Raw genomic sequence first — 26,285 nt, 5'->3', positions numbered from 1 at the left:
TCGAAGCCGCCGGATCAGCTACACTTACTATCGCATCTTGATTAAATCCCCGTGTCCACTTTCCGGGGTTCGGGCCCCAGGGTCAGGTTGCCGATGCCCGCGATCAAGGCCACCGCGGCCGCCGTCAGGTTCACCGGGTTATTGAAGTTGACCTCATTATCCATCCAGATCCGCACGCCCAGCATGCCGATAAGCCCATAGAGCACGAGGGTGGCCCCGCCAAGCACGCCGGTGGGAATGGAGAAAATCAGCGCACCGAACTTCGGGACGAACGCCAGCAAAATAGCGGTCAGGGCGGCAACCCAATACGCGGCGGTGGAATAGACGCGCGTGGCGGCCATAACGCCGATATTTTCGGCATAGGTGGTAGTACCGGAGCCGCCGAAGCCGCCGGCGAGGGAGGAGGCGAGGCCATCGGCAATCAGCGCATCGCCGGCAAGATCGTCTAAGTCGCGATTGGTCATCTCGGAGACGGCCTTGACGTGCCCGACGTTTTCCGCAATCAACACCACGAGCACCGGCAGGGCCACGGCGATGGCCGAAAGATGGAACTCTGGGGCGTGGAATTCGGGCAGGCCTACCCACGGGGCGGCGTCGATGGCGTCCTTGGCTCCCTCGCCCAAGTTGCCGGTCAGGGCGGCGAAAACCCAACCGACGACCACGCCGATAAGGATGGACAGGCGCGAGACCATGCCGCGCCCGGCCACGGTGGCCAGGAGGATAACCAGCAGCGTAATGCCTGCTACCAAGGGCTGGCTGGCGAAGTTTTCGGCCGCATTCGGCGCCAAGTTGAGCCCGATGAGCGCGACGATGGCGCCGGTAACCGCCGGCGGCATCACCGCATCGAGTACCCGCTTGCCGGCAGCCTTGACCACGATTCCGACCGCCACCAGCACCAAACCGGTCACCAGAATGGATCCGGCCTGCGCCGCAATCCCGTATTGCTGCGAGGCGGTCAGCGGGGCGATGAAGGCAAACGACGAACCCAGGTAGGACGGCAGGCGATTGCGCGTAGTCAGCAGGAATAGGATGGTGCCGATGCCGGAAAATAGCAGCGTGGTATTGACCGGAAATCCGGTCAGGGTGGGCACCAGCAGCGTGGCACCAAACATCGCCACCACGTGCTGCATGCCGATGCCAATGGTTCGGCCCCAACTTAGTCGTTCCTCGGGCGCGACCACGGCGCCTGGTGCAATTTTCTTACCGTCGCCGTGGACGGTCCAACCTAGTATGCTCACGAACCACCATTATGGGCCATGGGGCACGAATTTTAGGAATCTTCGTCCACGATGAATTCGGCGAGCTCGCGGGCGGTGGTGGCGGGCAGGCGGACATCGACAAGCGTGCCGTCCTCGGTGTATTCCTCGCTGCGCACGGTGCCCTCGGCGTGCACGCGCGAGACGACATCGCCGCGGGTGAAGGGAACCTGCAGCTTAACGTGGCTATCGCGGGAGTTGAGGAAGAGCTCCACGCGCGCGCTCAGCTCGTCGATGCCCTCCCCCGTGCGCGCCGAAACATAGACGACGTCCTCATGATCCAGGACGTGGCGCAGCTCCGCGAGCACGAGCGGGTCGGCCTGGTCAATCTTGTTGATCACGATGATTTCCGGCGGGGCCTGCTCACCAGTCTCGCTGACGATATCGTAGATGACCTTATTGACCGCCTCGATTTGCTTGAGCGGGAACGGGTCCGATCCGTCCACGACGTGCAGCATGATATCGGCGGCGAGCACTTCTTCCAGGGTGGATTTGAAGGCCTCCACGAGCTGGGTGGGCAGGTGGCGGACGAAGCCGACGGTATCGGTGAAGACGACCTGGCGGCCATCGGCAAGCGAGGCGCGCCGCGTCGTGGGATCCAAGGTGGCAAATAGGGCGTCTTCCACAAGCACGCCCGCGTTCGTCATGGCATTAATGAGCGAGGATTTGCCGGCGTTGGTGTAGCCGGCGATGGCGATCTGGGCGATCGTGGAGGACTGGCGCCGGGAACGCTTTACCTCGCGAGCGGTCTTCATCCCGCGCAGTTCCTTGCGCAGGCGCGCCATTTCGGTGCGGATGCGCCGGCGGTCGGTCTCGATCTTGGTTTCACCGGGCCCGCGCAGGCCGACGCCGCCATTGGAACCGGCGCGGCCGCCGGCCTGGCGCGAGAGATTGCCGCCCCAACCGCGGGTGTGGGTATAGAGGTATTCCAGCTGCGCCAGCGAGACCTGCGCCTTGCCCTCCTTGGACTTTGCGTGTTGGGCAAAGATGTCCAAGATGAGCATGGTGCGGTCGATGACCTTGGTATTGAGCGCGCGCTCTAATGCCGTGAGCTGGCCGGGGTTCAGCTCACCATCGCACACGACGGTATCGGCGCCGGTGGCCTCGACGATATCGTGGAGCTCTTTGACCTTGCCCGAGCCGATGAAAGTACCAGGATCCGGTTTATCGCGCTTTTGGTAGATCATTTCGACCACGTCCGCGCCGGCGGTTTCGGTCAGGGCGGCCAGCTCATCCATCGTGGCCTCGACCTCCGCTACGGTGCCTTCGGTCCACACGCCCACGAGGATGACGCGCTCGAGGCGCAGTTTTCGGTATTCCACCTCGTAGCCATCGGTGGTGTCCTCGGCGCGGATGGAGGTCTCGCGGGTAACGCGGCGGAAGGCATTGCGCTCGGCCAAATCTAGATCGCCGCTGGTGGGCGTGGTTTCCTGCGGGGTGTCCGCGTGGTCGCGGAAGGCCTGGGCGAGAAGTTCGTCCTTGCTCGCCGAGCTATCAGAATTCTGCGGGGAAAATTTGTTCATATTGCTATCTATTTTGGCACGTTAGGCCGCAAAACGGGAATTGCGGTTTCCGGGCTTACTGGACAAAGCGATACAATGGTGCCTATGGAAACGACGCAGCCTAGGCCAACGACTACTACCCAGAAGAAGAATACCGAGATGCAGGCGATCGGCCTGGATTTCGAACGCTGGCAGGACGCGGTCGAGGCAGCCATCGCCACGGACCGCCTTGCCGTAACCGGTGAGGTGCGCGGCGGCCAGCTCATCCAATACGGCGATCCTTCGGGTGCCCAACTTAATATCTTGGCGGTTGAGCCCTACGCCACCTTTATCGGTTTCGATGCGGTTACGCAGGGTTTTGCCCACGTGGAGATGTTTAATGACGTGCTGGCGATCATGGATATCATCGATCCGTTCGGCACGCCGCTGGCGCAGGTCACGGCGAACCTCGCGCAGGGACCGTTGTTGGCAGAAGAACCGCGGCAGGAATGGCAGCAGGTATCGCTGACCGCCATGGGTCTTGATATCACCACCTACGAGTCCCCGGCCGCATTCGAAGCCGAAACCGGCGAGTACCCCGCCCTTTTTGAATCCGAAGGCGCCCGCGTCATCGCTTCGGGCTCGGGCGCACAGGCCCCCACTCCTGCGGCCACCTTTGCCGCCCGGGTGATGGAAGCCGAATGGCGCACCAATGAACTCACCGGCGAAAAGTTCGCGCACCTCGTCATGGACGGGCTATTCCCCTTCGATCTCTGCCTGCCAGCGGACCGTGGCGAATTGCCGGCCAAGGATACCGTGATTTCCGGTACGGCCCTGCTCACCGCCGCTATTGACATGCCGTCCGGCGGCTGCGGTGATGGCGGATGCGGATCCGGCGGTTGCGGCTGCGGTGGGCACTAAATTTTTAGGCCATGGCATTCCATAACGATCCGCAAAACCGGAGGACACTTGTCTTTATCCTCTTGGTCCTTTGCGCGATCGCGATTGTTGCCACGTTAAAACTGCCCGGCCTCATCATCGCCGCCATGCTGGTGGGCGCGGGGTGGTTTATGCTGCGCACGCGCCCCGATACCGCGGAACGAAGGGCCTTGCGCAGTTCTATTTCCCTCTCGGCGGACGATATCCAGGACGTCATCGCCGAATTCGAGGAATTCGAAACCTCCACAGAGGCGGAGCCACTGGCGGATCGCACGCTGTATCGGCCGGCACTGCTCGACCTCGACTGCTCCCACCCCGCCATCGATGCGTTCCACTACGAATTAGCCGGGGCGCGCCGCTTCCTCCGCCGCCTCAATGTCAGAATCCACGCCCACGGCATGCGCACGCAGGACTTAGAATCCCTCCTCCGCGTCACCGATGAACGTGCCCGCGAGCTGAAAGAATCCTGGCTGGCGGCCCGCCGCGCGGCCTTCCAGCTCGGCCCGGATTACCGCACGCGACAGATCGACGACGGAAACTAACGCCTCTACAAGCTCGTTTCGCCCGTAGCCACGATGGCGGACGGGCCCGTCAACCGCGTGCCGTTGTCATAAACCTCGACGGTGACCTCGCCGCCAGGAACGTGGACATGGACGGTGCCGAGGGCTTGGGCGGCATCGGCAAGCGCGGCGGTAGCTGCCGCAACCGTGCCCGTGCCACAAGACTGCGTCTCCCCAACCCCGCGCTCGAAGACGCGCATATGCACGTGTCCCTCCCGCAGCGGGGTAACCAGCTCAAAGTTCACGCCACCCGGGAAGAAGGACTCATCGTAGACCGGCGCCGTGAGTTCCTTGGTAGCCAAAGCTTCCGGTTCCAGGCCTGGAATGACGGCCGCAAGGTGCGGGTTGCCCATATCCACCCCGAGGCCGGCGTAGGACTCACCGCCTACGGAGGCCGTGGACACCCCGGTCACGCGCGCGGGCCCCATCTCCACAGTGACGCTAGCGGCAGTGGCATCGCAGGAATGCACCGTTACCTGCTTGGCGCCCGCCCGGGTGCCGATGGTGAATGCGTCCTCGCCAACCAAGTCGTGCGAGCGCAACCAATGGGCAAAGACGCGGGTGCCGTTGCCGCACATTTCCGCCACGGAGCCATCGGCGTTGCGGTAATCCATGAACCAATCGGCAGCATCCACCCCGTCCGGCAAGGCCGCCAGCTCGCCCGCGTCCACGAGGGCGCCGGCGCGAACCACCCGCAGCAGGCCATCGCCGCCGATTCCTGCCCGGCGGTCACACAGCGCCGCCACGCGATCCGGTGAGAGCGGCGTTTTGGCGTCGAAGTCTTCTACGATGACGAAGTCATTTTCAGTTCCATGGCCTTTGGCAAATTTCATACCCTCTACCCTAGCGCCGCAGCACATACAAAGCCTCGGCGGTAGTATCGCCCGCGGCATCGAGCCAGGTAATGCGCTTATCGCGGTTGAACCAGGAACGCTGGCGGCGCACGTACCGGCGGGTGCCAGTAATAGTGCGCTCTACCGCATCCTCCCACGTCAGCTCGCCGCGCTGGGCCTGTAGCACCTGCGCATAACCAATCGCGCGGCCGGCGGTGGAATCGGCCACAAGCCCCTTGTCCTGCAGGCGCTCGACTTCCTCGACGAGGCCTTGCTCAAACATGAGGCGCGTGCGCTTTTCGATGCGCGGGTTTAACCACTCGCTATCGGTGCGCAGCCCCAGCAGCTTGGTTCCCCACCGGGGCGGGCCATTTTTCGGCGGCTGGCTGGCCTTGAAGGGCTTGCCGGTCAGCTCGATGACCTCGAGTGCTCTGACGGTGCGGCGGGGGTCTTTGTCCTCAATGATTGCGGCTGCGGCTGGGTCGACGCGCGCCAACTCGGCGTGGAGGGCGTCGGTTCCGATATCGGCGCGGCGGGCCTCGTATTTGGCCCGCACCTGCGGATCGGTGGGCGGGAATTGCCAATCATCCACCAATGCCTGGGCATAGAGCATGGATCCACCGACGAGGATGGGCGTCTTGCCGCGGGACATGATGTCCTCGATATCGCGCAAGGCCGCCTGCTGATAGCGCGCCACGGAAGCGGTCTCCGTCACGTCCCAGACATCGAGCTGGTGGTGCGGAATTCCTTCGCGCTCTGCGGGGGAAAGCTTCGCGGTGCCGATATCCATGCCGCGGTATAGCTGCATGGAATCGACATTGACCACTTCCCCATCCAGTTCATGGGCTAGGGCCAGCCCGAGGACGGATTTGCCTGAGGCGGTGGGGCCAACTACTGCGATGGGGCGCATGTTACCTCCCAGCCAGCTACGTAGCGTCCGACCCCGAGGGTGGCATCTGTCGCCCGCACCTGCGCGCGCTTAGGTGCGCAACCGGAAAGCTCCAACCAGAGCTCCGGCTCTTCCACGCCGCGTTGCTTAAGCCACTCGGCATCGCTGCTTGCCGATGCCCCCATCAACACCTCCTCGCACCACCGGTGCGCCTCCTGCGCGCCGGGGATAAGGGCCAGCGGTGCCCTCTCGGTAAGGCCCGCGCTGCCGTCTGCGACCACGATGGTAAGGACCTTTGGGGCTGGTGTACCCAGGTAATCGCGGCTATCGCGAACCGTTATCTGTGGGACCGTGGATAAGACGTAGTGGGCCATGATCTCTGGCAGGTAGTTTCCGGCGCCCACGTGCACTTGGTCGGCTCCCCAGGCGCGCAGGCTTCCGGTATGGCGGGTATGCCACCGTGGGGAGCGGGATCCAATAATTTCTGCCTCGCTAATGCCGGCGGCAGCGGCTTCGACCGCGAGCGTGCGCGCCGCCGCGAGCAGTGCCCGCGAGGCGGCGTCGTTGGGGGCTAGCTCGACTGCCAGCGCCGGCGAGGCGGGCATAACCATGAGATTGAACATTATTCCTCTATACTATCTACCCAAGTGGAGGTAATTAAATAGATTCTAGGCACACATCGATTTTTCGCGGTAATGTAACCAGTGATTTCATCCGGCAGCCGTGACGCGCGGCGATATATGTCTAGGAGGGCTTTCCATGTCTCCCACCCCAACCCCAGGTTCCATGCCCAAGAAGGGCCCCCGCCCCACAGCCAAGCCCGTGCCCGTGCAATCTCCGAGCAAGAACGATCCGGCCAAGTGGGGGCGCGTCGATGCCGATGGGTCCGTCTTCGTTTCCGCCCCCGAGGGCGAGCGCAAGATTGGGGAATGGCAGGCAGGTTCTGCGCAGGAAGGCCTCGAGCACTTCGGCGCCCGCTATGACGACCTAGCCACCGAGATCGAGCTCCTAGAGGCTCGCCTGCGCGCCAACCCCAGCGAGGCCGCAGGAATCAAGCAAACCGCCGCCGAACTCCGCGAGACCCTGCCTACCGCTGCGGTCATTGGCGATATCGCGGCGCTGGATCGCCGCCTCGCGGCGGTTATTGATCACTCCGTTGTGGCCGGTGAACAGGCGCAGGCGGAGCGGGAAAAGCGCCGGCAGGATGCGATTGCGGCGAAGGAAAAGCTCGCCGCCGAGGCTGAAGAGATTGCCGAGAATTCCACCGAGTGGAAGGCCGCCGGCGACCGCATCCGCGCCATTTTGGAAGAGTGGAAGCAGATTAAGGGCATCGATAAGAAGACCGATGACGGCCTGTGGAAGCGCTATTCGCGCGCCCGCGATTCCTTTAATCGGCGCCGCGGTTCGCACTTTGCGGATCTCGATCGCGCCCGTGCTGCGGCGCGGAAGAAGAAGGAAGAGCTGGTCGAGCGCGCTGAAGCCATCCAGGACTCCACCGATTGGGGTCCCACCGCCCGCGCCTACCGCGATCTCATGGCGGAGTGGAAGGCGGCTGGCCGCGCCCCACGCGAGGTCGATGACCAGCTGTGGGCAAAGTTCCGCGCGGCACAGGACCGCTTCTTCGATGCCCGCAATGCCGTCAACGACGAGCGGGACCGCGAGTTCGCCGAAAACGCCAAGGCAAAGGACGCGCTGCTTGCGGAATACGATAGCCTGATTGACCCATCGCAAAGCATGGACAAGGCCAAGGCTAAGCTGCGCGAGCTGCAGGAAAAGTGGGAGGAAATCGGCTTTGTGCCCCGCAATCAGGTGCGCGAGTACGAATCCAAGATCGAGCAGCTAGAAAAGCGCGTCACCCAGGCGGAAGAATCCGAATGGCGGCGCACCGACCCTGAAGCGCAGGCTCGCGTGGCCCAGTTCCAGGCCAAGGTGGAAGACTTCAAGGCCCAGTCCGCGGCCGCGGAAGCTAAGGGCAAGGAGAAGAAGGCCGCGGAGCTGCGCGCGCAGGCGGAGCAATGGCAGGAATTCGCCGATGCCGCTGCCAATGCCGTCAACGATAAATAGTGCACCTCGTTCAGATTGCGCGCCCAACCCAGATAGCCGAGGATGAACCGGCGGATTGCATCCGATCGTTTGTTTTCTGGGCAAACCTTGCGGCGCAGGAAGCCAGCGGGGATGCGGCGGCCTCGACCTCGCCTAGCCGCGTGGTGCACCGCCTGCAGGGTTCGGGCGAATCGCAGACCTACCTTTTCGCAGTGGTCGATGGACCGGCGACGCTTGGGCCCGTCTCCGAGCTTGGTCTGCCGCAGATTCCCGCCACCGCACCGAGTCCCGAGCTGGACTATGTGGGTTTTATCCATATCAGCCTGCCGCTTTTAGAAGAACGCAATGCCGCGGAAATCGAGTGCGTCCTCTGCGATCTGCCACTGCCCGGAGAACCCCTTGATGCCAAGGGGCAGAAGGTGGCTACCTGGATGGGAGATACAGCCTTAAAAATCACCCAGCAGCTCGGCCGTAGCGTGGCGCACGTGGGCCTGCTGCACCCGCCGGAGACTTCGCCGGAGTACGACGCGATGGCGGAGGTCTATCAATCCTTAGGCTTTACGCAGCGCCATAGCGAGCGACAACTAGCCATCGATATTCCAGAACAGCCGGCTGCTGCCCTCTTTCCGCCCGGGCTTTCGGCCGCGGTATGGCAGGACTATGCCATACCGGAAGAGCATATCGACGATGTCATGCGCCTTTTAACGGTCGCGTCCGCGGATGCCGATACCGGCACCCTGTCCACCGAGCCCATCGTGTGGTCCAGGCAGCGGTTGGAAGAGGCGCACCAACGCCTGCGTTCGCGGCGCGGGCATACGCTGCTCGTTGCGCTCATTGATGACGCCGGCGACATCGTGGCGCTCACGGAACTGGCGCGGCACGAGGCGGCGGATCCGGAGGTGTGCGAATGGACTCTTACCGTCACCGACCGTGACCACCGCCGGCAAGGCTTGGCGCAATTAGCTAAGCTCACTGCCCTGCACGAGGTCAACGGAGCGTGGCCACAGGTGCGCCGCTGCTACTGTTCCGTCGCCGCCGGCGATGGTGCTATGAACGCGCTATACGCGCGGCTCGGAGCGCGGGAAATCTCCCAATCCTCTGCCTGGGAGCTGCACCTTTAGCCTTCGTGCTGGTGGCGGTGACGCTCGGCGGCCTTTTTCCGGCGGTCATCGACAAGCATCTCCTGCGGCTGCGGGGACGCAATATCGGACTGGATTTTTCCTACCTCATCCAGCTGGCCCGCCGAAGCGCGGACCTTTTCCTCGGCCGCGCGTTGCTCTGGGCTGCGGCGCAGGGCGACGAGGCTAAAGCCCAAGAAGGCCAAAAAAGTGGCGAGCATGCCCACCCACATGCCGATGGCCGGGGCATCCGCGGTGGAGCCACGGTACCAAAAGCCCCACAGGTTAACGAAGAATGAAACCGTCACCATCATCCACGCAATCAGCCCGAGGGTGGCGCGGCGGGTGAGCAGGGTTGCAGTCGTCAGCACGCCCACGCCGAGTAGCGCGAGCCACGCAGAGACGGTTTCCATCAGCGAGATCTTTACCCCGCCGTCGGTGGTGCCGAAACTGAGAGCCTGCCACCCGTGGGCAGAGCCGGCATAAGGAACGATGAGGTAGACAATATAGGCCGCCACAGCGATCCACAGCGTCAGCTTCTGCCCACGCAAATCCATGGTTTGTGCTGCTCGGCGCTCCGCCTGTGCCGCCTCCTGGGCGGCGGTGGTGGTATTTCGCTCTCTCATGGCACCCTAGCCTACTCCCCCGGTTAGCAGCCGCAGGAATCCGCTGCGGCAGCGCTTGCAGGCTTGCCGATGCCCGGCAGCCCCAAGCCCACCCCGATGGGAGCGGTAGTGGGGGTTTGACCCGCCGCCGACATGTCGCCGGCCTTGGTGCGGGTGTGGGTGGCTACTGCGGCATCGGCAAGCAAGAAGAACGAACCGGCACCGGTGACCTTGGTGCGCACGACGTCGCCGGGGCGAATCTCAGCGGAGATATCCGCGCCGTTGTCGTCGATAGGGCTAAAGTGCACGAGGCGCCCATCGCGAGCGCGACCCGACATGCGGTGGGTCTCGTCGTTCTTGCGCCCGCCTTCTGCCTGGACCAAAAGCTCTACCTCCGTGCCCACGAGCTTCTGGTTGTCTTCTGCCTGGATGCTATCCTGCAGCGCAACGAGCCGCTCGAAGCGGTCCTGAACGACTTCCTTGGGAACCTGGTTTTCCATCTCCGCCGCAGGGGTGCCAGGGCGCGGGGAATACTGGAAGGTAAACGCCGAAGCGAAGCGGGCGCGGCGGACCAAGTCCATGGTGTCCTGGAAATCCTCTTCGGTCTCGCCTGGGAAGCCGACGATGATATCGGTGGTAATCGCAGCGTTCGGAATCTTCTCGCGGACCTCATCAAGGATGCGCAAGAACTTCTTCGTGCGATAGGAGCGGCGCATGTCCTTTAAGACCTTATCCGAGCCGGATTGCAGCGGCATGTGCAGCTGCGGGCACACGGCAGGGGTTTCCGCCATGGCGTCGATGACATCCGAGGTAAACTCGGCCGGGTGCGGGGAGGTAAACCGCAAGCGTTCGAGACCTTCAATCTTTCCCACCTCGCGCAGCAGCTTTGAGAAAGCGAAACGATCGCGCGGCATTTCTGGATCGGCGAAATTCACGCCGTAGGCGTTGACGTTTTGGCCCAGCAAGGTGACCTCAGAGACGCCCTGATCTACCAGCGCTTGTACCTCGGCCAGGATATCGCCCGGCCGGCGGTCCTCTTCCTTGCCGCGCAGGGAGGGAACGATGCAGAACGTGCAAGTGTTATTGCAGCCCACGGACACCGATACCCAACCCGCGTAGGCGGATTCGCGCTTAGCGGGCAATACCGAGGGAAACGCCTCTAGCGAATCGACGATCTCTACTTGGGCTTCCTCATTGTGGCGGGCGCGCTCGAGGAGGGTTGGCAATGCGGCCATATTGTGGGTGCCGAAGACGGCATCCACCCACGGTGCATTATCAAGAACGGTGTCCTTATCCTTTTGCGCAAGGCACCCGCCCACGGCAATTTGCATGCCTGGGTGGTTCTCCTTCGTCTTTTTCAATGCGCCCAGCGTGCCGTAAAGGCGCTTGTCGGCGTTTTCGCGGACTGCGCACGTGTTAAAGACGACGAGATCCGGCTCCGTGGCCTCGTCTGCGGCCGCGTAGCCAGCTTCCTCCAGCAGACCAGAGATGCGCTCAGAATCGTGCACATTCATCTGGCAGCCGAAGGTTCGGACTTCATAGGTACGGGTTTCAGGAATTGTCTGCTCCACGTCGGCATAGTTTAGCCATCACCCAGAACAACTCATAACCGTCGCTGCTAGGCGCCCGTGAAGGCAGCCAGGTGGGTTCGAGTGCGCGTGGTGCGGCGCTTGGGGGCACGTGCGCGAGTACCTAGGTTGGAGTCCACACGGCGCTCAACCCCCATCGCGGGTTTTAAGGAGAAGCCAGCTCCTCGCAACGCTCCTCGAGGGCGCTAATGGCAATGCGCAAAGACATCCCCTCGTTGAACCCACGGCGTGCCAATACACCTACGATCCTGCGCAGCGCCTTATCTCTTTCCTTCCTGTCCGCAGGAACGGCTTTTAGGCTGCGCGCCTTCTTTTCCGCCAAAGCTCGGGCCATAGCTTCTTCATCAGCGGCATCTATTTGCTCGAGGGCTTCATCTCTATCTGGTTGGCTGACGCCTTTGTCTCGGAGCTCGCGGTCGAGGACGCTGCGCGATTTTCCTCGCCGCTTATGCCGCTGCCGCACCCATTCGGCGGCAAAGGCAGCATCATTGATAAGTCCCGCATGGGCTAAGTCATCGAGGACATCTTCCACCACTTCAGCGTCGAATTCGGCCTGCACTAAGCGGTCATACAATTCCTGGCGGGACCGCGAACGCTGGTCGAGCAAGCCCAAGGCGCGGAAGCGAACCTTGGACTTTGCCTCTTCGGCCTCCCGATCAAAAAGCCCGCCCCCGGCTTCTCCTTTTTCATAGGCGGCAAGCGCTTGGCGGAGTTGCTCTAGTTTTTCAGGGGCGGGTTTATTCATAGTGCGGGTTATAAGCGGTGGGATTGCAGGTGGACAGGGTTAGTCGTCATCGAAGTCGACGTTTGGGACCAAATCTACGGATTCGTCCGTCAATGGGTCATCGGAGCCGGGGACATCCATGGCGGTAGCTTCTTCACCATTCGCCGCCTCTTCCCCGATGCCGAGCTTCTGGAAGATCTTCTTTTCGATCTCGTTGGCAAGGTCAGGGTTGTCCTTCAAGAAGGAACGGGCCTTCTCCTTGCCTTGTCCCAGTTGATCGCCTTCATAGGTAAACCAGGAGCCGGACTTGCGGATAAAGCCGTTTTCTACACCGAGATCAATGATGGAGGACTCCCGAGAAATACCCTCGCCATACATGATGTCGAACTCGGCGATCTTGAACGGTGGGGACACCTTATTCTTTACCACCTTGAGTTTGGTGCGGTTACCAATGGCGTCTTGACCATCCTTCAGGGTCTGGATACGGCGGATATCGCAGCGCACGGAGGAGTAGAACTTCAACGCCTTACCACCGGTCGTGGTCTCTGGGGAACCGAACATCACACCAATCTTTTCGCGCAGCTGGTTGATGAAGATTGCGGTGGTACCGGAGTTGTATAGCGCACCCGTCATCTTGCGCAAGGCCTGGGACATAAGGCGGGCTTGCAGGCCCACGTGGCTATCGCCCATCTCGCCTTCGATTTCCGCCTTCGGGGTCAGCGCCGCCACGGAGTCCACCACGATGATGTCGATGGCGCCGGAGCGCACCAGCATATCCGCGATTTCCAGGGCCTGTTCACCGGTATCCGGCTGGGATACGAGGAGGTTATCGGTATCGACGCCTAGCAGGCGTGCATATTGGGGGTCGAGGGCGTGCTCGGCATCGATAAACGCTGCAATGCCGCCGTCTTTTTGCGCCGAGGCAATTGCGTGCAATGCCACCGTCGTCTTACCGGAGGACTCTGGACCATAGATTTCTACAATTCGACCGCGCGGAAAGCCGCCGATACCCAGCGCCACGTCGATTGCCGTGTTGCCGGAGGAAATGGCCTTGATGGGCGGCCGGTTATCATCGCCCAAGCGCATAACGGCGCCTTTGCCATAATCCTTTTCGATCATGGCCATAGCGGCATCGAGCGCCTTCTGGCGGTCATCTCCCTTGGTTGCGGCTGAGGATGATTTCTTTTTCGCTGCCATTGTTATAAATCCTTATCTCGTACGACGCTGCGTGAACACTTAAATTAGACTGCTGCAGAACCCGAAATGGTTCCGACCTCAATGCAATCCCACTGTAGTCGCCCACACCGACACCCCAACAAGAGTACATACATCTGTTCGAATATCGAAAATGGACACGCCTTTTCGGCTTCTCTCAGACCCTATAACGTTGGGTAATCTACGCCGAGACGGCGCTCTTGGGGGACATCGAAGTCATCGCACAGCCCTATCCATACACGGCGAGGATCGACGCCGCGTTCGATAAGCTCATCCGGCGTTCCATTGAGCGCAGATAAAACATGCGAATGGCTAATCCACGCCCCTTTTGATTCGCCAAATTCATCCACAACCAATTGGTGGTACTCCGTCAATCGCATGCGCGCAATCCTACCCACCACCACGGAAATTATTCCAAAACCTTTACCAGAACTCCAAAAATGCCCTCCTTGAACAACGTTCAAATACGCATGTCTACAGCGTCTTTATCCAAGATGCTAATCTTTTTCCATGCAGAAGAACTCCGTGGCAACCACCATTGCTTATGTTGCGGTATTTACCGCCCTCGTTATCGTTTTAGCCTTCGTTTCTATCCCCGTAGGCACCGTCGGCGTCCCCATCGTCTTGCAGAACGCCGCACTCATTTTGGCCGGCCTCATCTTGGGCGGAAAACGCGGCGGCTACGTTGGGCTGCTATTCCTCTTTATTGGTTTAGCATTGCCCATTTTGGCAGGCGGTGGCACCACGCTCCGGGCGCTTTCCGGCCCTACCGTGGGATACATCATCGGATACGTGCTCTCCCCTATCGCCGCCGGCGCCATTGCTTACCGCGCTCCACGCGGAAAGGGCGGCATGACCGTGGTTCTCGCTATCGCAGCCATCGTTGGCCTCTTGGTGCAGTACACCTGTGGCGCCATCGGCCTGATGCTTCGCTCCGGGCTGGATGTAGGCCCGGCCATCGCGGCGCAAGGCCCGTTCGTCCTCGTTGACACCGCAAAGCTCATCGTGGCCGTCATCATCGCCGTTGGTGTTCACTCCGCATTCCCCGACCTGATGGGTAAGAAGGCCTCCTAGTGCCCACCATCGACTTTTCCTCGGTAACGGTAGCTTTCGATGAGACGGTGGTCCTTGATGACATCAACCTGACTTTAAGCGAGCAGCGGATCGGCGTCATCGGTCAAAATGGCGGCGGAAAGTCCACGCTGACCCGGCTTATCAATGGCCTGGGTGAGCCCACTGCGGGCACCGTAACCGTCGACGGCATAAATCCCAGCGAACAGGGCAAAAAGGTGCGCGAAAAGGTGGGGTTCGTATTTTCTGATGCCGAAAATCAGATCGTCATGCCCAACGTGCGCGATGACATCGCTTTTTCCCTGCGCCGTTTCAAGCTGCCTAAGGCCGAGCGCACTGCGCGAGTCGACGCCGCCCTAGAGCGGTTCGGGCTTCTAGACTTTGCCGAGCGCTCCCCTCACACCCTATCTGGTGGACAGAAACAATTGCTCGCCCTGGCCGCCGTGCTGGTCATCGACCCAGTGCTCATCATCGCAGATGAGCCAACGACGCTGCTTGACCTCCGCAATCGTGACCGCATAAAGCGCGAGTTCGCACAGCTCGACCAGCAGCTCATCGTGGTTACTCACGATCTGGAATTTCTTTTGGACTTCGATCGCGTCATTTGCATCGATGACCACGAGGTTGCCGCCGATGGCGCTCCCCAGGAGGTCATCAATTTTTACCGAGACCTCATGGCACAGCGTCCGCTCTAGAAAGCCCAACCAATGACTCGACGCAGAACCAATATTCCGCTTTCCGTGTACGTTCCGGGCACGACGGTAATCCACCGGATGAAACCGAGCTGGAAGATACTCATACTGCTGGTATTCATCCTGGTTACCAGCATCTTTTTCAACTCTTTGCCGTGGGCTGGCGGTGCGGTGATCGCTGCGGCATTGACGTACATCATCGCCCGCATTCCCCCACGGATTGCCTGGAGCCAACTCTGGCCGCCCCTAATAATCCTCATTCCCCTTGCCGGGTTCCAGTGGTGGGCGAAGGACTTTGACTACGCCGCGGTGATGTTCCTCAACATCTTGGCCGCCATGATCCTGGCCTTCTTATTAACGCTCACCTCGACGGTCGATGCGATCATGGAGTCCCTGGAAGAATCCCTCCAGCCGCTAAATCGTTTCGGCGTCCCAGTAGAAAACATCAGCTTGGCGATGTCCCTGACAATCCGCCTCATCCCCCTCATGTTCGAAACGGTCTATGAGGTTCTCGATGCCCGGAAGGCGCGCGGGGCTGGGTTCTCCCCCTCGGCGTTTGTCACACCCGTCATCATCCGCTCGATTCGGCGCGCTCAGGCTATTGGCGAAGCTCTCCAGGCCCGCGGCGTCGGCGACTAAGGCAACTTAGCCAATTGTCCGACTAGCACAAAAGCCTCCGCCTTCCCCACCGTTCAGAGCGGATAAGGAAGGATCGAAGGCTATTGTGCGGTTAGTGCTATGACGACGAACGCGGAATCAGGGTGTTACTCTCCGCGCAGCTCGCGCAGACGGGCCTGGACTGCATCGTCATTCGACGTCGGCTGTGCGGCCTGATCCGCAGCGGAGCCAGAGCCCTTATTTCCCTCGATGGCCTCAGTTCGGTTTCCTTCCACCGACTTCGTCGAGTTCATCTCACTACGGATTTGCTCCAAGCGAGAATGGCCGGCCATCTGAACGCCTGCCTGCTGCACCTCAGCCATCCGGTTTTCGACGGAGTTTTCCGCCAATTCCGCCTGCCCCAGAGCCTTGGAGTAACGGCGCTCGATTTTATCGCGCACGGAATCAAGCGAAGGCGTGTTTCCGCCGGCCGATAGCTCGTTCATGGAGTTCAAAGACTCGGAAACCTTTTCCTGCATCTTTGCCTGCTCCAGCTGCGATAGCAGCTTCGAACGCTCGTCAACCTTTTGGCGCAGGGCAGCATTATTACGTTCTACAGCGCGCTTTGCCTGCTCAGCCTGTTGCAATGCCTGGTCATGGAGCTTCTTCGTGTCCTCTACAGACTCTTCTGCAGTCACCAACTGAGCGGCAAAGGCCTCGGCGGCGTTCTCATACTCCACGGCCTTGCTCTCATCACCATTGGCGCGTGCCTTATCGGCAAGCTCCAGCGCCTGGCGGGTATTGCCCTGCAGCTTTTCGACCTCGGCTAGGCGTCGGTTAAGTTGCATCTCCAGCTGGCGTTGATTGCCAATGACCGCCGCGGCTTGCTGCGAAAGCTCTTGATGCTGACGTTGGGCATCTTCGATGGCCTGCTCAATCTGCACTTTCGGATCGGCATTCTCTTCGATTTTATTATCGAACAGTGCCATGAGGTACTTCCAACCCTTAACAAATGGATTCGCCATTATGCTCTAGACCTTTCTAAGGAATGTGGGAATGCGTCGCGTTGTCGTGTTCATAGTAACCCAACGCCTAGGGCTCTGCCGCCACTAATCGCAGGTATCCACCGCGTCTACTCTCTCTTAAGAGTCGCGCACGCGTTAAAGCTCAGAAGCAGCCGGCGCGGTATGCGCGAGCTCTTCATCCATCGAGGGCAGCGCCATATAGCCGGCAGCCTCGATCAGCACGTCCGATACAGACGCGTCGAGCGCATGGCACACGGAGGCCAATAGCTCAGAAGAAACTTCCTTGCGGCCCCGCTCGAGCTCCGACAAGTAGCCCGGTGACACGCGGGCAACGCTAGCCAATTCGCGCAGGGTAACTGACTTATCCGCGCGGAATGCGCGCAGGGTCAAACCCAATGCTTCACGCAGAAGTGGCTCTGGGGTGCGGGCAGGTTGTGGCGCCGATGGTGCCGCTGCCGCAGGTTCCGCGGCAGTCTGCGCCGAGTGTTCAAGGACTGCTGTAGAAATGTTCATCGTAAGTTTTAACGCTCCTTCGATGAAATTTGTTCCCCACTGGTAGGAAAATTTTTGATGATCGCACCAAGTTGGTCGATCGCAGCTCCTACCGTGGCCCTTCTAATTTCATTGCGTTCCGTGCCCAAGTCGTGCAAGCAATAAGACTGCGCTACGCGGTCAGCGGAATAGATTCCTAAAAATACCGTCCCGGGTTCTTTTCCTTCTTGTTTATCCGGTCCTGCAACACCTGTAAGCCCTATCCCCCAATCGGCCCCAGTTTTCACAGCAGCGGCGCGGGCCATATCGACTGCGGTTTCGCCAGATACGACGCCTACGCGCTCGATCTCTGCGACTGGTTTGTCTAGAAAGTAGGATTTTACCTCGGTGGCATAGGTGATAAGGCCGCCGCGCAATACGGCAGATGCTCCTGGTACCGAAGCGATGGTCGCGCTGGCTAAGCCGGCAGTCAGCGATTCACACAAAGCCACGGTCTCGTGGCGCTCTGTCAATAAGGCAACGAGGTCAGATTCTGTGAAGGTCATCGCGTTTAGCTATTTTGCTTTTGTCCATCGATGAGATACTGCACGCCGGTAACGACCGTAACCACGACGGCCATCCACATGATGAAGTCGGTAGGAATATCCATCCACGAAGGAAGCGGCCACAAGTATAGGCCCACGGCGAAGGACTGCAGGACGGTCTTTAGCTTGCCGCCTTTAGAGGCCGGGACGACCTTTCCGCGACGCAGCAGGGCCATACGCCAGATGGTGATGCCGAATTCGCGGATCAGAATAATGACGGTGATCCAGACCGAAAGCTCATCGACGATATTGAGGCAGACAAGCGCTGTGGTCATGAGCGCTTTATCAGCAATGGGGTCGGCGATCTTGCCAAAATCAGTAATCAATCCGCGAGCGCGGGCAATATCGCCATCGAGCTTATCCGTGAGCATTAATGCGGCGAAGACGCCGAAAGACCACCACTGGTGGCCGCCGATGACCAGCCATGCAAAGACCGGAATGAAAACGATACGCAGGCAGGTAAGGATATTTGGCAGATTCCAATTAGAGACCTGCGGATTCACATCCGAGGACTGCGCTGACTGTGCTCCGGGTTGATTCACCCTATACATACTACCTGCTTGGGTTCTGGTCTCGCGGCACACGCCCCCAAGATTTTATACTGGCCGGTATGAAGTATTTTGCAGTGAGTTATGACTACAACCCGGCCAACCCCGAGATAGCGAAAGTGCGCCCCGCCCACCGCGAGTTCACCGGGAAGCTATTTGATGAGGGCACCATCGTGGCCTCCGGACCGTTAACGGATTCCCAGGGAGGCGCGCTCATCGTTGTGCGCTTTGACGGTGATGACACCCAGGTTGCCGATGTCATCCAGCTAATGAACGACGACCCCTTCTATCAACAAGGCTGCCTCCGGGGCCGAAGCTTCCGCGAGTGGAATCCGGTCAAGGCCCGCTTTTAGGTCCCTAGTTGGGTAGGTCTTCCTTGGACAGATCCTCGGCCCTGCCCAAGTAATCGCCGCGGGTATTGCGCACGATTTTATTTCCTTCCTCATCCCAGTCGTAGTGATTGTGGGATACGGCCACTACGCCTTGGGTCTTATCGCGCATGTTCTTAATAACCGATGCAAGAACCGTGATGACCAGGACTCCAACGATGACCACCAGCGAGCCGATGGTGGAGATTTCCGGCACGGATTCGATATTGTCGCCGCCATTGATAAACGGCAGGTTATTCTCGTGCAATGCGTGGAAAAGCAGCTTGACACCGATGAAGCCCAGGATGATGCCCAGGCCGTAGGGCAGGTAGACGAGGCGGTCCAAGAGGCCATCGATAAGAAAGTACATTTGGCGCAGGCCCATCAGTGCGAATGCGTTGGTGGTAAAGACCAAAAACGCCTCTGAGGTAATGCCGTAGATTGCTGGAATGGAATCGAAGGCAAACATGACATCGATAAGCCCAATGGACACCAGCGCCACAAATAGCGGCGTAAAGGCAAACTTGCCCTTCTTTGAGCCATCATCCATGCGATGGGTGAGCTTATCCCCGTGGTACTGCGGGGTAACGTCTACGGCCTTGCGTACGAGCTTGATGATGGCCATATCGTTCGGGTTGGTCTCCGGCGCGTCCCGAATCTCATCGATGACCAACTTGATGGCAGTATAGAGCAAGAAGATGGCGAAGAGGTAGAAGATATCGGACCACGCCGCGATAACCGCCGCACCCAGCAGGATGAATACCAAGCGAAAGAAAAGGGCGATGATGATGCCGATGAGCAGCACCTTTTGTTGATATTTGCGCGGGATTTTAAAGGACCCCATGATAAGCGCAAATACGAAGAGGTTATCCACAGAGAGCGCTTGCTCGGTGACATAACCGGTAAAGAACTGGATGCCGTGCTCATGGCCCCAAACGGCCCAGACGACGCCGCCAAAAACTACGGCGACGGCAATATAGAAAAGGGTCCACAGGCCCGACTCTTTCAAGGTGGGCTCATGTGGACTGCGCACGTGAGAATAAAAGTCGAATATAAAAAAGGCTAGAATCACCGCACCGGTGACCAGCCACACCCACAATGGAATATTCATCGCGAGATCCCTCCGGTCGAATTTACTTTAAGAAAGTGACCGGAGGTCTCCCCCGCCCAGCGACTATCCCTCGCTAGGCCGACACGACCGGGAGCGCCAGGCTACCGTGTTGACGATCTATGCCGAATGTGGGGTACTCCCCTCCAAGACCGTAACTATCTTACACTACTTAGAATGCTCCAGACGATAGGTTATAGGTTGCTTGCACCGTCCGCGTATCGGAATTGGGCGCATCGGGGGCATCGGAAGTAGCAGACTCTGCGGAATCGCCCGCATCACCGTCTGCTTCTTCTTGGTTCATCTCGTCCTGGATTTCTTTGGGGGCATCGGCAGGATCGGCGCCTTTAATCATCCACAGGATGGTGTCGAGCTCTTCCGGTTTGACCAGCACCTCGCGGGCCTTGGAGCCTTCCGATGGCCCGACGACGCCGCGCGATTCCATAAGGTCCATCAGGCGGCCCGCTTTAGCAAAGCCAATACGCAGCTTGCGCTGCAGCATTGAGGTGGAACCCAGCTGGGCGGTTACCACAAGCTCGACGGCCTCGAGGAGGTCATCCATGTCCTTGCCGATGTCATCGTCGATTTCCTTCTGAGCCTCGGACTGCTTTTCCTCGGTCACGCCCTCGGTGTAGTTCGGGGCGGCCTGGGATTTGGCGGCCTCGACGACATCCATGACCTCATCATCGGAAACGAATGCACCCTGCATGCGCACTGGGCGCTTGCCCTGCGGAATGAATAGGCCATCGCCCATGCCGATGAGCTTTTCCGCACCGCCTTGGTCCAAGATGACGCGGGAGTCGGTCAAGGACGAGGTGGCAAACGCCAAGCGGGAAGGCACGTTGGTTTTGATCAGACCGGTGACCACATCGACGGACGGGCGCTGGGTGGCAAGCACCAAGTGGATGCCGGCAGCGCGGGCCTTCTGGGTGATGCGGACGATGGAGTCCTCGATTTCCTTCGGGGCGGTCATCATCAAATCCGCCAGCTCGTCTACGACGCAGACGATATAAGGATAAGGACGAACCTCGCGCTCGGAACCGGCCGGTGCCTGGTACTCGCCGGAGACTACCTTGCGGTTATAGTCCTCGATCTTGCGCACGCGCGCGGCCTTCATATCCATGTAGCGCTGCTCCATCTCTTCCACTAGCCACTGGAGGGCCGCAGCGGCCTTTTTCGGCTGAGTAATGATGGGCGTAATCAGGTGCGGGATGCCTTCATACGGCGTGAGCTCGACCATCTTTGGATCGACGAGGATCAGGCGCACCTGCTCCGGGGTGGCGCGGGTCAGCAGCGAAACCAGCATGGAGTTCACGAATGCAGACTTACCGGAACCGGTGGCACCGGCAACCAGCAAGTGCGGCATCTTCTGCACGGAAAAGGACGTGTATTCACCCTCGATGTCCTTGCCCAGGCCAATCAACATTGGATCCGGGGACGAAGTCATGCTAGGCGCATCCAAGACCTCACGCAGGTGAACCATTTCGCGGTCCGGGTTAGGCACCTCAATGCCCACCGCGGACTTGCCTGGAATCGGCGTAAGCAAACGCAGGTTATCGGTCGCTACGGCATAGGCCAGGTTGGACTGCAGGTTCGTAATCTTTGAGACCTTCACGCCTGGTCCAAGTTCAATCTCATAGCGGGTTACCGTGGGGCCACGGCTAAAGCCCGTTACCTGAGCATTGACGTTGAACTCTTCGAAGACATCAGTAATGGCCTCAATGATGCGGTCATTGATCTCGGTGCGTTCCTTCGCAGGCGTGCCAGGGGTTAGGAGATCGGTAGAGGGCACCGCATAGTTGTCGTTGCCAAACTGCGCTGGGGCGGGCGCTTGGGGTTGCGCGGCAGGCTGCTCCGCCGCGGCGGATTCTACCTGTGCGCCGGTGGCGGCATCGCGACCAGAGCGCTCACGGAACAGGCGCCGAGCCTCCTCGTGCGCCGAAGACACGGCATCGGATCCGGCCTTGGCAGCACCTGCGGCTGCCGCGCCCGCGGCGGCTCCAGCAGCACCTGCGGCAGCGGCACCGGCTGCAGCGCCCTTGGCCTTGCCAGCGGCACCAGCAGCACCAACAGCGCCGGCCGCCCCGGATGCAGCAGCACCAGCGGCACCCGCGGCGCGACCAGCACGCGAAGCTACATTACCCGCGTTGCGACCGGCAGAAGCCCCGCCAGTGGCAGAACCCAAGACGCGGGTGGGCTCGCTTTCTGGCAGCGCCGATTGGGTGGATTCCCCGTCGTCTGCGTAATCAGCATCGTCTACTGCTGGGAAGGCATCGGTATCCCCCATGCGGGAGTCCGTGCCGTAGCCCAGTTCTTCGTCACTGCGGTCCACCGGCTCATAACCCGCGCGGACTGGGGTATTGAAGGCGACGGTGTGGTCTTCTGAGGGGGCATCGTCAAGCGGCTGCACCGGATAGGAGCTGCCGGTCTTGCGCGGAGTGGACGTGCTGCGACGCTTCGGCGCAGGACGCTCGGAGCGCTCGCGGCCGTGCGCGATATCGTCTATATCGCCAGACACGTGGCCGTAGAGATCGTCTTCGTCGGCATCGTCGTAGTCCTCATCGCTGCCGCCAAAGCGGGAAAAGGCCGAGCGCAGCGAATCCGCAACGAGCTCATAGGCCTCGCGGATGGTGATACCCGTAACCAGGAGCGCGCCGTAAATGATGACGAGGAAGAGCAGCGGCACCGCAACATAAGAGGTGAATGCGGCATCGAGGATCCCGCCAATGGCAAAGCCCACAACTCCACCGGCCCCGCCCGCTGTATCGGTGGTGAACCCGAGCGGCGGATTACCGGCAAAGATGTGGATGAGGCTCAGCATCGCCAGCACGATGATCGTCGTGCCACCGGCAATGCGCGGATTAATGCGTCCGGATGGACCGTCCATTTCCATCATGAGCGAGATGGCCAGCGCGACGAGCGCAATGGGAAGCACCCACGCGCCGGCGCCGATAACGTAGCGCACTAGGTTGCCCACCCAGGCACCCACCTGGCCGGCGACGCCAAACCACACGGTGGCGGCGAGGACGATGGCTACGCCAATGAGCACTAAGGCAACCGCATCCGGATTGTTGACGCGCAACCCGCCTTGCGAAGAAGGCGCGGCCTCCTCGGCAGCCTGGGCTTCCTCCTCGGCCGCGATATCGCGCGCGCGAGTTACCTTGCTTTTCTTCTTTTTCCCGGCGCTGTCAGAAATTTCCTGTGGCTCCCTTGTTCTCTCGAAATCCTCCGTGCCGTCTGCAGGTGCATCCTGGCTCGGTTTTAAGCCCGCGAGGCCATTTCCTAGGCCGCGGGCAACATTGCCCATCCCGCGCGCGGTGGCACCAAATGCGGAGCCAAGCCCCTTGCCGACGGCCCGGAATGCGCTCCCCGTACGCTCCTGCGTCGTTCCTGCCGCCCTCCCAGACGAGGTCATCTCCAGGGTCTCTGGCACGCCGGCGCTGGACTGGCTGCGGTCAGACGGGCGCGACCGGTTGGCTTTCCGGCCAGGCGCGCTTTTCGATGCTCGCGTCTGGTTGCGGCGCGATCCGCGAGAGGAGGCATTTTTGACAGACATGTCATTTACCTTAACCGGAAAACCCCACAAATCACATACGCCACACGCGTGGCACGGTCAGTAAACTGGCAATTACGCAGTGCCCGCGCCGAAAAATTACGGATCGCCCCGGAGGCGGGCCTATTTCTAGCCTACAAGGTTGACATTTCGATGGCGGACTCATCGCCATTGATGGTGACTTGGACAACGTCGCGCCCGTACGCCCACAGTAGTAGTTCCCCGACCTCCCCGCTGACGCGGACCACGCGATCGCCGCGATCGGCCACCCCGTGCTTATCCGCCACGACGATGCGCGGCAGCCCATCCGGTTGCAAGATGACCGACTGGGTGGACTTGCGCAGGCTGAATTTAGCCCAGATCTTCAAAAAGCGGTGCAGCTTCTTCTGCACCGCAGCGGAGAAATCACGCGGTTCGGTCTCACCATTGGCGCGGCGAATATCCTCGTGATGGATAAAATGCTCGGCCAAATTCTGCTGGGCATCGAGGAACCGTGCGGGGTTGAACTTTGCTGGTCCCCTCCCCCAAGCATCGACAAGCTCATCGAAATCGCGGCGGGCGACCTTAGTGGATTCCTTTTCCAAGCGCGGCTTAAAAACCGAAAGGAACATGCCTGCGGCTGCATCGGGACGGTTTTCGCGCACCCAGAGGTGAGTAGCTAAGTCGCGCGTGGTCCAGCCCTCACATAGCGTGGGGGCATCTGGACCTAGGTGATGAAAAAGCGCGACCATCTTGGCGCGCTCTGAAGATGAAAACGACATGTGCCCCAGCATACCGAGGACATCGAAATGCTGGGGCACAGAAACTATGCCGAGATTAAATCCTTTTGTAGGAGAACCTACAGGGACTCGCGGCTGGCGTCGACATCGGCGTCATCGGCAAGCAGCGTTCCGGAATTCGTCGGCACGATGGTGGGCAAAATGACCGGCTCGCGCTTGTACTTGGAATCCATGAGCTTGGAAACCTTGCGGCGCAGCTTTTGCACCATCCGGTAGGTGTCATTCTCGCCCTCTGCGGCGAGATCGTTCATGGTGTTTTCCACCATCTCCGCAACCTCGGGCACGACGCCACGGTCATCGTCGGAGAAGCCGGTGGTCGCCACGGTCGGGTGCTCCAGCAAGCGAGAGGTGCGGTTATCAATCACGCAGGTAATGGATACCACGCCGCCGGCGCCCAGGTTGGTGCGATCTGCCAAGGTATCGGCATCGACATCGCCCATGGACACGCCATCGACGTAGAGGTGGCCAACCTGCAGTTGGCCGACGACCTCCGCGCGGCCCTTGCGCAGATCCACCACGACGCCGTTTTGCGCCAAGACCGTCCGGTCGCGGGCCACGCCGGTGGAAATCGCCAATTCCTTATTGGCTCGCAGGTGGCGCCACTCGCCGTGGACCGGCATGGCATTGCGCGGGCGCGCCGCGTTGTACAGGAAGAGCAGCTCGCCGGAGTAGCCGTGACCGGAAGCGTGGACCTTGACGTCCTGGTTGGTGATGACGTTGGCACCAATCTGAGACAGCATATTGATAACGCCGAAGACGGCCTCTTCGTTGCCCGGAATGAGCGAGGACGAGAAGATGATGGTGTCGCCATCGCGCACCGTAATCTGGCGGTGCTCGCGGCGGGCCATGCGTGAGAGCGCAGCCATCGGCTCACCCTGCGTACCGGTGGTGATGAGCATGGTCTTGTGCGGGGCCATCTTCGCGGCCTCATCGATGGGGATAATCGTGCCGCGCGGCACCTTCAAAAAGCCCATCTTTTCCGCAATTTCCATATTGCGCATCATCGAACGGCCGTTGAAAGCCACCTTGCGGCCGTTGGCCACGGCAGCATCGATGGCGGCCTGCACGCGGTAGACGTTCGAGGCGAAGGAAGCCAAGATGACGCGCTGCTTCGCGTTAGCTACCAAGCGCTTGAAGTTGGCCGGGATATCGCCCTCGGAGGCGGATACGCCCGGCACCGTGGCGTTGGTGGAATCGCACAGCATGAGGTCAACGCCCTCGTCGCCGTAACGAGATAGCGCCGGAAGGTCGGTCGGACGGTTATCCAACGGGGTCTGATCCAGCTTAATATCACCGGTGTGAATGATATTTCCGGCCGGAGTACCCAGCATGATGCCAAGTGCATCAGGCACGGAGTGGTTGACCGCCCAGAAGCGAACGCGGAAGCAGCCGTAGGTCACGTCGGACTTCTCGTTAACCTCGACGAACTTCGGCTTTTGGCGGTGTTCCTTACACTTCGCCGCAATTAGCGCGATGGTGAAACGGGAGGCAACGATGGGGATATCCGGGCGCAGCTTCAGCAGCCACGGGATGGCACCAATGTGATCCTCGTGGGCGTGAGTGACCACGAGAGCCTTTACCTTGTTGATCTTCTTTTCAATCGGACCGAAGTCCGGCAGGATGAGGTCCACGCCGGGCTCGCCGGAGGACGGGAAGAGCACGCCGCAGTCAATGATGAGCAGCTCATCACCGTACTCAAAGACGGTCATATTGCGGCCGATTTCAGAAATTCCGCCCAACGCGTAGATACGCAGGGTATCTTTCGCCTGCTTTGGTGGTTCCGGCAGGCGCTTGGTCAGATCCGCACCCTGCATTGACTTCGGCACATTGCGGCGACCGCGGTTATTGTTATTGCGGCCACGGCCCTTGCCATTTCCGTTCTTTCCGTTGCCACCGTTGTTGTTCTTGTTGTTGCCACCGCGGTTATTGCCGCCGCTGTTATTTCCCTGGCCATTGCCATTATTGCCGTTTCCACCACGGCCACGGCCGCGGCCGCCACGGGAACGAGAGCGGCGACCGTTGTTATCGCCGTCGTTCTTGTTATCGGAAGAGTTGTTGTGGCCAGAGTTGCCCTGGTCTTCATTTCCGGCATTGCCGCCGTTATTGGCAGGGGCCTGAAATACGGGCGAAGCCGCCTCGTTGGAGGCGGTCTCAGTTTCCGAAGGTGGACCCGCCTTGCGGGTGACCTTGCGGGAACGGTTACGGGGTTCAGTCAT

25 protein-coding genes and 1 pseudogene are annotated in these 26,285 nt (G+C 60.4%); 8 read left to right on the top strand and 18 right to left on the bottom strand.

Features of this window, described 5'->3' with window-relative positions:
- Positions 1-77 precede the first annotated feature (77 nt).
- A pseudogene (locus ABRP93_RS00780) lies at positions 78-1,238 on the bottom strand (uracil-xanthine permease family protein); the annotation flags it as partial.
- 32 nt (positions 1,239-1,270) lie between these two features.
- Complete coding sequence (hflX, locus tag ABRP93_RS00775) at positions 1,271-2,779, bottom strand: GTPase HflX (protein WP_349863905.1); 1,509 nt, start codon at positions 2,777-2,779, stop codon at positions 1,271-1,273.
- 75 nt (positions 2,780-2,854) lie between these two features.
- On the opposite strand from hflX, the gene ABRP93_RS00770 reads away from it, so the two are divergent.
- Together ABRP93_RS00770 and ABRP93_RS00765 are read left to right on the top strand one after the other, a co-directional pair.
- Entirely contained in the window at positions 2,855-3,658 is an 804-nt protein-coding gene (locus ABRP93_RS00770; protein ID WP_023022774.1) for a hypothetical protein, read from the top strand.
- A gap of 11 nt (positions 3,659-3,669) precedes the next feature.
- The gene (locus ABRP93_RS00765; RefSeq protein WP_023022775.1) at positions 3,670-4,218 is read left to right on the top strand and encodes a hypothetical protein; all 549 of its coding nucleotides are present in this window, start codon (positions 3,670-3,672) and stop codon (positions 4,216-4,218) included.
- Positions 4,219-4,223: 5 nt separating this feature from the next.
- On the opposite strand, the gene dapF is transcribed toward ABRP93_RS00765, so the two are convergent.
- The 3 genes from dapF to ABRP93_RS00750 are packed head-to-tail and all read right to left on the bottom strand — an operon-like array spanning position 4,224 to position 6,581.
- Positions 4,224-5,069, bottom strand: coding sequence for a diaminopimelate epimerase (dapF, locus tag ABRP93_RS00760; protein ID WP_349863900.1), 846 nt, complete (start codon positions 5,067-5,069; stop codon positions 4,224-4,226).
- Positions 5,070-5,079: 10 nt separating this feature from the next.
- The gene (gene miaA / locus ABRP93_RS00755) at positions 5,080-5,979 is read right to left on the bottom strand and encodes a tRNA (adenosine(37)-N6)-dimethylallyltransferase MiaA (RefSeq protein ID WP_349886494.1); all 900 of its coding nucleotides are present in this window, start codon (positions 5,977-5,979) and stop codon (positions 5,080-5,082) included.
- Entirely contained in the window at positions 5,961-6,581 is a 621-nt protein-coding gene (locus tag ABRP93_RS00750; RefSeq protein WP_023022780.1) for a hypothetical protein, read from the bottom strand. Before ABRP93_RS00750 ends, miaA begins: the two co-directional genes overlap by 19 nt.
- 136 nt (positions 6,582-6,717) lie before the next feature.
- On the opposite strand from ABRP93_RS00750, the gene ABRP93_RS00745 reads away from it, so the two are divergent.
- Complete coding sequence (locus ABRP93_RS00745; protein ID WP_005278868.1) at positions 6,718-8,022, top strand: DUF349 domain-containing protein; 1,305 nt, start codon at positions 6,718-6,720, stop codon at positions 8,020-8,022.
- A complete protein-coding gene (locus tag ABRP93_RS00740) occupies positions 8,022-9,122 on the top strand; it encodes a GNAT family N-acetyltransferase (RefSeq protein ID WP_349886492.1) in 1,101 nt (366 codons plus the stop codon). Before ABRP93_RS00745 ends, ABRP93_RS00740 begins: the two co-directional genes overlap by 1 nt.
- On the opposite strand, the gene ABRP93_RS00735 is transcribed toward ABRP93_RS00740, so the two are convergent.
- The 5 genes from ABRP93_RS00735 to ABRP93_RS00715 all read right to left on the bottom strand — a co-directional run bounded on the left by ABRP93_RS00735 (position 9,119) and on the right by ABRP93_RS00715 (position 13,632).
- Positions 9,119-9,745 carry an Rv2732c family membrane protein gene (locus tag ABRP93_RS00735; RefSeq protein ID WP_349863895.1) on the bottom strand — a complete coding sequence of 209 codons (627 nt, stop codon included), beginning with the start codon at positions 9,743-9,745 and terminating at the stop codon, positions 9,119-9,121. The two genes, ABRP93_RS00740 and ABRP93_RS00735, sit on opposite strands and share 4 nt — an antisense overlap.
- Positions 9,746-9,768: 23 nt before the next feature.
- A complete protein-coding gene (gene miaB / locus ABRP93_RS00730; RefSeq protein ID WP_349863893.1) occupies positions 9,769-11,295 on the bottom strand; it encodes a tRNA (N6-isopentenyl adenosine(37)-C2)-methylthiotransferase MiaB in 1,527 nt (508 codons plus the stop codon).
- A 163-nt stretch (positions 11,296-11,458) separates the two neighbouring features.
- Positions 11,459-12,058, bottom strand: a complete 600-nt coding sequence (gene recX, locus ABRP93_RS00725; protein WP_349863891.1) for a recombination regulator RecX — start codon at positions 12,056-12,058, stop codon at positions 11,459-11,461.
- A gap of 39 nt (positions 12,059-12,097) precedes the next feature.
- Positions 12,098-13,234: a recombinase RecA gene (gene recA / locus ABRP93_RS00720; RefSeq protein ID WP_349863889.1), complete on the bottom strand. Its 1,137-nt coding sequence runs from the start codon at positions 13,232-13,234 to the stop codon at positions 12,098-12,100.
- Positions 13,235-13,416: 182 nt separating this feature from the next.
- On the bottom strand, positions 13,417-13,632 hold the full coding sequence (locus ABRP93_RS00715) for a DUF3046 domain-containing protein (RefSeq protein WP_284769643.1): 216 nt from the start codon (positions 13,630-13,632) through the stop codon (positions 13,417-13,419).
- A 130-nt stretch (positions 13,633-13,762) separates the two neighbouring features.
- On the opposite strand from ABRP93_RS00715, the gene ABRP93_RS00710 reads away from it, so the two are divergent.
- The 3 genes from ABRP93_RS00710 to ABRP93_RS00700 are packed head-to-tail and all read left to right on the top strand — an operon-like array spanning position 13,763 to position 15,654.
- Complete coding sequence (locus ABRP93_RS00710; protein WP_349886491.1) at positions 13,763-14,326, top strand: biotin transporter BioY; 564 nt, start codon at positions 13,763-13,765, stop codon at positions 14,324-14,326.
- Positions 14,326-15,018, top strand: coding sequence for an energy-coupling factor ABC transporter ATP-binding protein (locus ABRP93_RS00705; RefSeq protein ID WP_349886490.1), 693 nt, complete (start codon positions 14,326-14,328; stop codon positions 15,016-15,018). Before ABRP93_RS00710 ends, ABRP93_RS00705 begins: the two co-directional genes overlap by 1 nt.
- Positions 15,019-15,030: 12 nt before the next feature.
- Positions 15,031-15,654: an energy-coupling factor transporter transmembrane component T family protein gene (locus tag ABRP93_RS00700; RefSeq protein WP_349886488.1), complete on the top strand. Its 624-nt coding sequence runs from the start codon at positions 15,031-15,033 to the stop codon at positions 15,652-15,654.
- Between the two features lie 125 nt (positions 15,655-15,779).
- On the opposite strand, the gene ABRP93_RS00695 is transcribed toward ABRP93_RS00700, so the two are convergent.
- From ABRP93_RS00695 to pgsA, 4 genes are all read right to left on the bottom strand, one after another.
- Complete coding sequence (locus ABRP93_RS00695) at positions 15,780-16,637, bottom strand: PspA/IM30 family protein (RefSeq protein WP_023022801.1); 858 nt, start codon at positions 16,635-16,637, stop codon at positions 15,780-15,782.
- Between the two features lie 135 nt (positions 16,638-16,772).
- Positions 16,773-17,150, bottom strand: coding sequence for a helix-turn-helix domain-containing protein (locus ABRP93_RS00690; protein ID WP_023022803.1), 378 nt, complete (start codon positions 17,148-17,150; stop codon positions 16,773-16,775).
- An 8-nt stretch (positions 17,151-17,158) separates the two neighbouring features.
- A complete protein-coding gene (locus tag ABRP93_RS00685; RefSeq protein WP_349886485.1) occupies positions 17,159-17,674 on the bottom strand; it encodes a CinA family protein in 516 nt (171 codons plus the stop codon).
- A 5-nt stretch (positions 17,675-17,679) separates the two neighbouring features.
- Positions 17,680-18,264 (bottom strand): CDP-diacylglycerol--glycerol-3-phosphate 3-phosphatidyltransferase, encoded by a 585-nt coding sequence (gene pgsA, locus ABRP93_RS00680; protein WP_349886483.1) that lies wholly within the window; start codon positions 18,262-18,264, stop codon positions 17,680-17,682.
- 59 nt (positions 18,265-18,323) lie between these two features.
- Between pgsA and ABRP93_RS00675 the strand changes: the two genes are divergently transcribed.
- Positions 18,324-18,614 carry a YciI family protein gene (locus tag ABRP93_RS00675; RefSeq protein ID WP_023022809.1) on the top strand — a complete coding sequence of 97 codons (291 nt, stop codon included), beginning with the start codon at positions 18,324-18,326 and terminating at the stop codon, positions 18,612-18,614.
- 4 nt (positions 18,615-18,618) lie between these two features.
- Here the strand turns inward: ABRP93_RS00675 and ABRP93_RS00670 are convergent, their stop codons facing one another.
- From ABRP93_RS00670 to ABRP93_RS00655, 4 genes are all read right to left on the bottom strand, one after another.
- A complete protein-coding gene (locus ABRP93_RS00670; protein WP_349886482.1) occupies positions 18,619-19,740 on the bottom strand; it encodes a TerC/Alx family metal homeostasis membrane protein in 1,122 nt (373 codons plus the stop codon).
- A 169-nt stretch (positions 19,741-19,909) separates the two neighbouring features.
- On the bottom strand, positions 19,910-23,152 hold the full coding sequence (locus tag ABRP93_RS00665; RefSeq protein ID WP_502879640.1) for an FtsK/SpoIIIE family DNA translocase: 3,243 nt from the start codon (positions 23,150-23,152) through the stop codon (positions 19,910-19,912).
- Positions 23,153-23,424: 272 nt separating this feature from the next.
- A complete protein-coding gene (locus ABRP93_RS00660) occupies positions 23,425-24,063 on the bottom strand; it encodes a TIGR03085 family metal-binding protein (RefSeq protein WP_349886499.1) in 639 nt (212 codons plus the stop codon).
- A 65-nt stretch (positions 24,064-24,128) separates the two neighbouring features.
- Entirely contained in the window at positions 24,129-26,285 is a 2,157-nt protein-coding gene (locus ABRP93_RS00655; protein WP_349886479.1) for a ribonuclease J, read from the bottom strand.

The organism is Corynebacterium sp. KPL2850 (assembly GCF_040225855.1).
GTDB lineage: Bacteria > Actinomycetota > Actinomycetes > Mycobacteriales > Mycobacteriaceae > Corynebacterium.
Note: the sequence above shows the minus strand (reverse complement) of the source record. Positions and strands in the feature narration are given on the sequence as shown.

What these genes read in the sequence shown, in the direction of transcription:
- hflX (WP_349863905.1), bottom strand. Translation starts at nt 2,779, where the DNA reads ATGAACAAATTTTCCCCGCAGAATTCTGATAGCTCGGCGAGCAAGGAC.
- ABRP93_RS00770 (WP_023022774.1), top strand. Translation starts at nt 2,855, where the DNA reads ATGGTGCCTATGGAAACGACGCAGCCTAGGCCAACGACTACTACCCAG.
- ABRP93_RS00765 (WP_023022775.1), top strand. Translation starts at nt 3,670, where the DNA reads ATGGCATTCCATAACGATCCGCAAAACCGGAGGACACTTGTCTTTATC.
- dapF (WP_349863900.1), bottom strand. Translation starts at nt 5,069, where the DNA reads ATGAAATTTGCCAAAGGCCATGGAACTGAAAATGACTTCGTCATCGTA.
- miaA (WP_349886494.1), bottom strand. Translation starts at nt 5,979, where the DNA reads ATGCGCCCCATCGCAGTAGTTGGCCCCACCGCCTCAGGCAAATCCGTC.
- ABRP93_RS00750 (WP_023022780.1), bottom strand. Translation starts at nt 6,581, where the DNA reads ATGTTCAATCTCATGGTTATGCCCGCCTCGCCGGCGCTGGCAGTCGAG.
- ABRP93_RS00745 (WP_005278868.1), top strand. Translation starts at nt 6,718, where the DNA reads ATGTCTCCCACCCCAACCCCAGGTTCCATGCCCAAGAAGGGCCCCCGC.
- ABRP93_RS00735 (WP_349863895.1), bottom strand. Translation starts at nt 9,745, where the DNA reads ATGAGAGAGCGAAATACCACCACCGCCGCCCAGGAGGCGGCACAGGCG.
- recX (WP_349863891.1), bottom strand. Translation starts at nt 12,058, where the DNA reads ATGAATAAACCCGCCCCTGAAAAACTAGAGCAACTCCGCCAAGCGCTT.
- recA (WP_349863889.1), bottom strand. Translation starts at nt 13,234, where the DNA reads ATGGCAGCGAAAAAGAAATCATCCTCAGCCGCAACCAAGGGAGATGAC.
- ABRP93_RS00715 (WP_284769643.1), bottom strand. Translation starts at nt 13,632, where the DNA reads ATGCGATTGACGGAGTACCACCAATTGGTTGTGGATGAATTTGGCGAA.
- ABRP93_RS00710 (WP_349886491.1), top strand. Translation starts at nt 13,763, where the DNA reads ATGCAGAAGAACTCCGTGGCAACCACCATTGCTTATGTTGCGGTATTT.
- ABRP93_RS00700 (WP_349886488.1), top strand. Translation starts at nt 15,031, where the DNA reads ATGACTCGACGCAGAACCAATATTCCGCTTTCCGTGTACGTTCCGGGC.
- ABRP93_RS00695 (WP_023022801.1), bottom strand. Translation starts at nt 16,637, where the DNA reads ATGGCGAATCCATTTGTTAAGGGTTGGAAGTACCTCATGGCACTGTTC.
- ABRP93_RS00690 (WP_023022803.1), bottom strand. Translation starts at nt 17,150, where the DNA reads ATGAACATTTCTACAGCAGTCCTTGAACACTCGGCGCAGACTGCCGCG.
- ABRP93_RS00685 (WP_349886485.1), bottom strand. Translation starts at nt 17,674, where the DNA reads ATGACCTTCACAGAATCTGACCTCGTTGCCTTATTGACAGAGCGCCAC.
- pgsA (WP_349886483.1), bottom strand. Translation starts at nt 18,264, where the DNA reads ATGTATAGGGTGAATCAACCCGGAGCACAGTCAGCGCAGTCCTCGGAT.
- ABRP93_RS00675 (WP_023022809.1), top strand. Translation starts at nt 18,324, where the DNA reads ATGAAGTATTTTGCAGTGAGTTATGACTACAACCCGGCCAACCCCGAG.
- ABRP93_RS00670 (WP_349886482.1), bottom strand. Translation starts at nt 19,740, where the DNA reads ATGAATATTCCATTGTGGGTGTGGCTGGTCACCGGTGCGGTGATTCTA.
- ABRP93_RS00665 (WP_502879640.1), bottom strand. Translation starts at nt 23,152, where the DNA reads ATGACCTCGTCTGGGAGGGCGGCAGGAACGACGCAGGAGCGTACGGGG.
- ABRP93_RS00660 (WP_349886499.1), bottom strand. Translation starts at nt 24,063, where the DNA reads ATGCTGGGGCACATGTCGTTTTCATCTTCAGAGCGCGCCAAGATGGTC.
- ABRP93_RS00655 (WP_349886479.1), bottom strand. Translation starts at nt 26,285, where the DNA reads ATGACTGAACCCCGTAACCGTTCCCGCAAGGTCACCCGCAAGGCGGGT.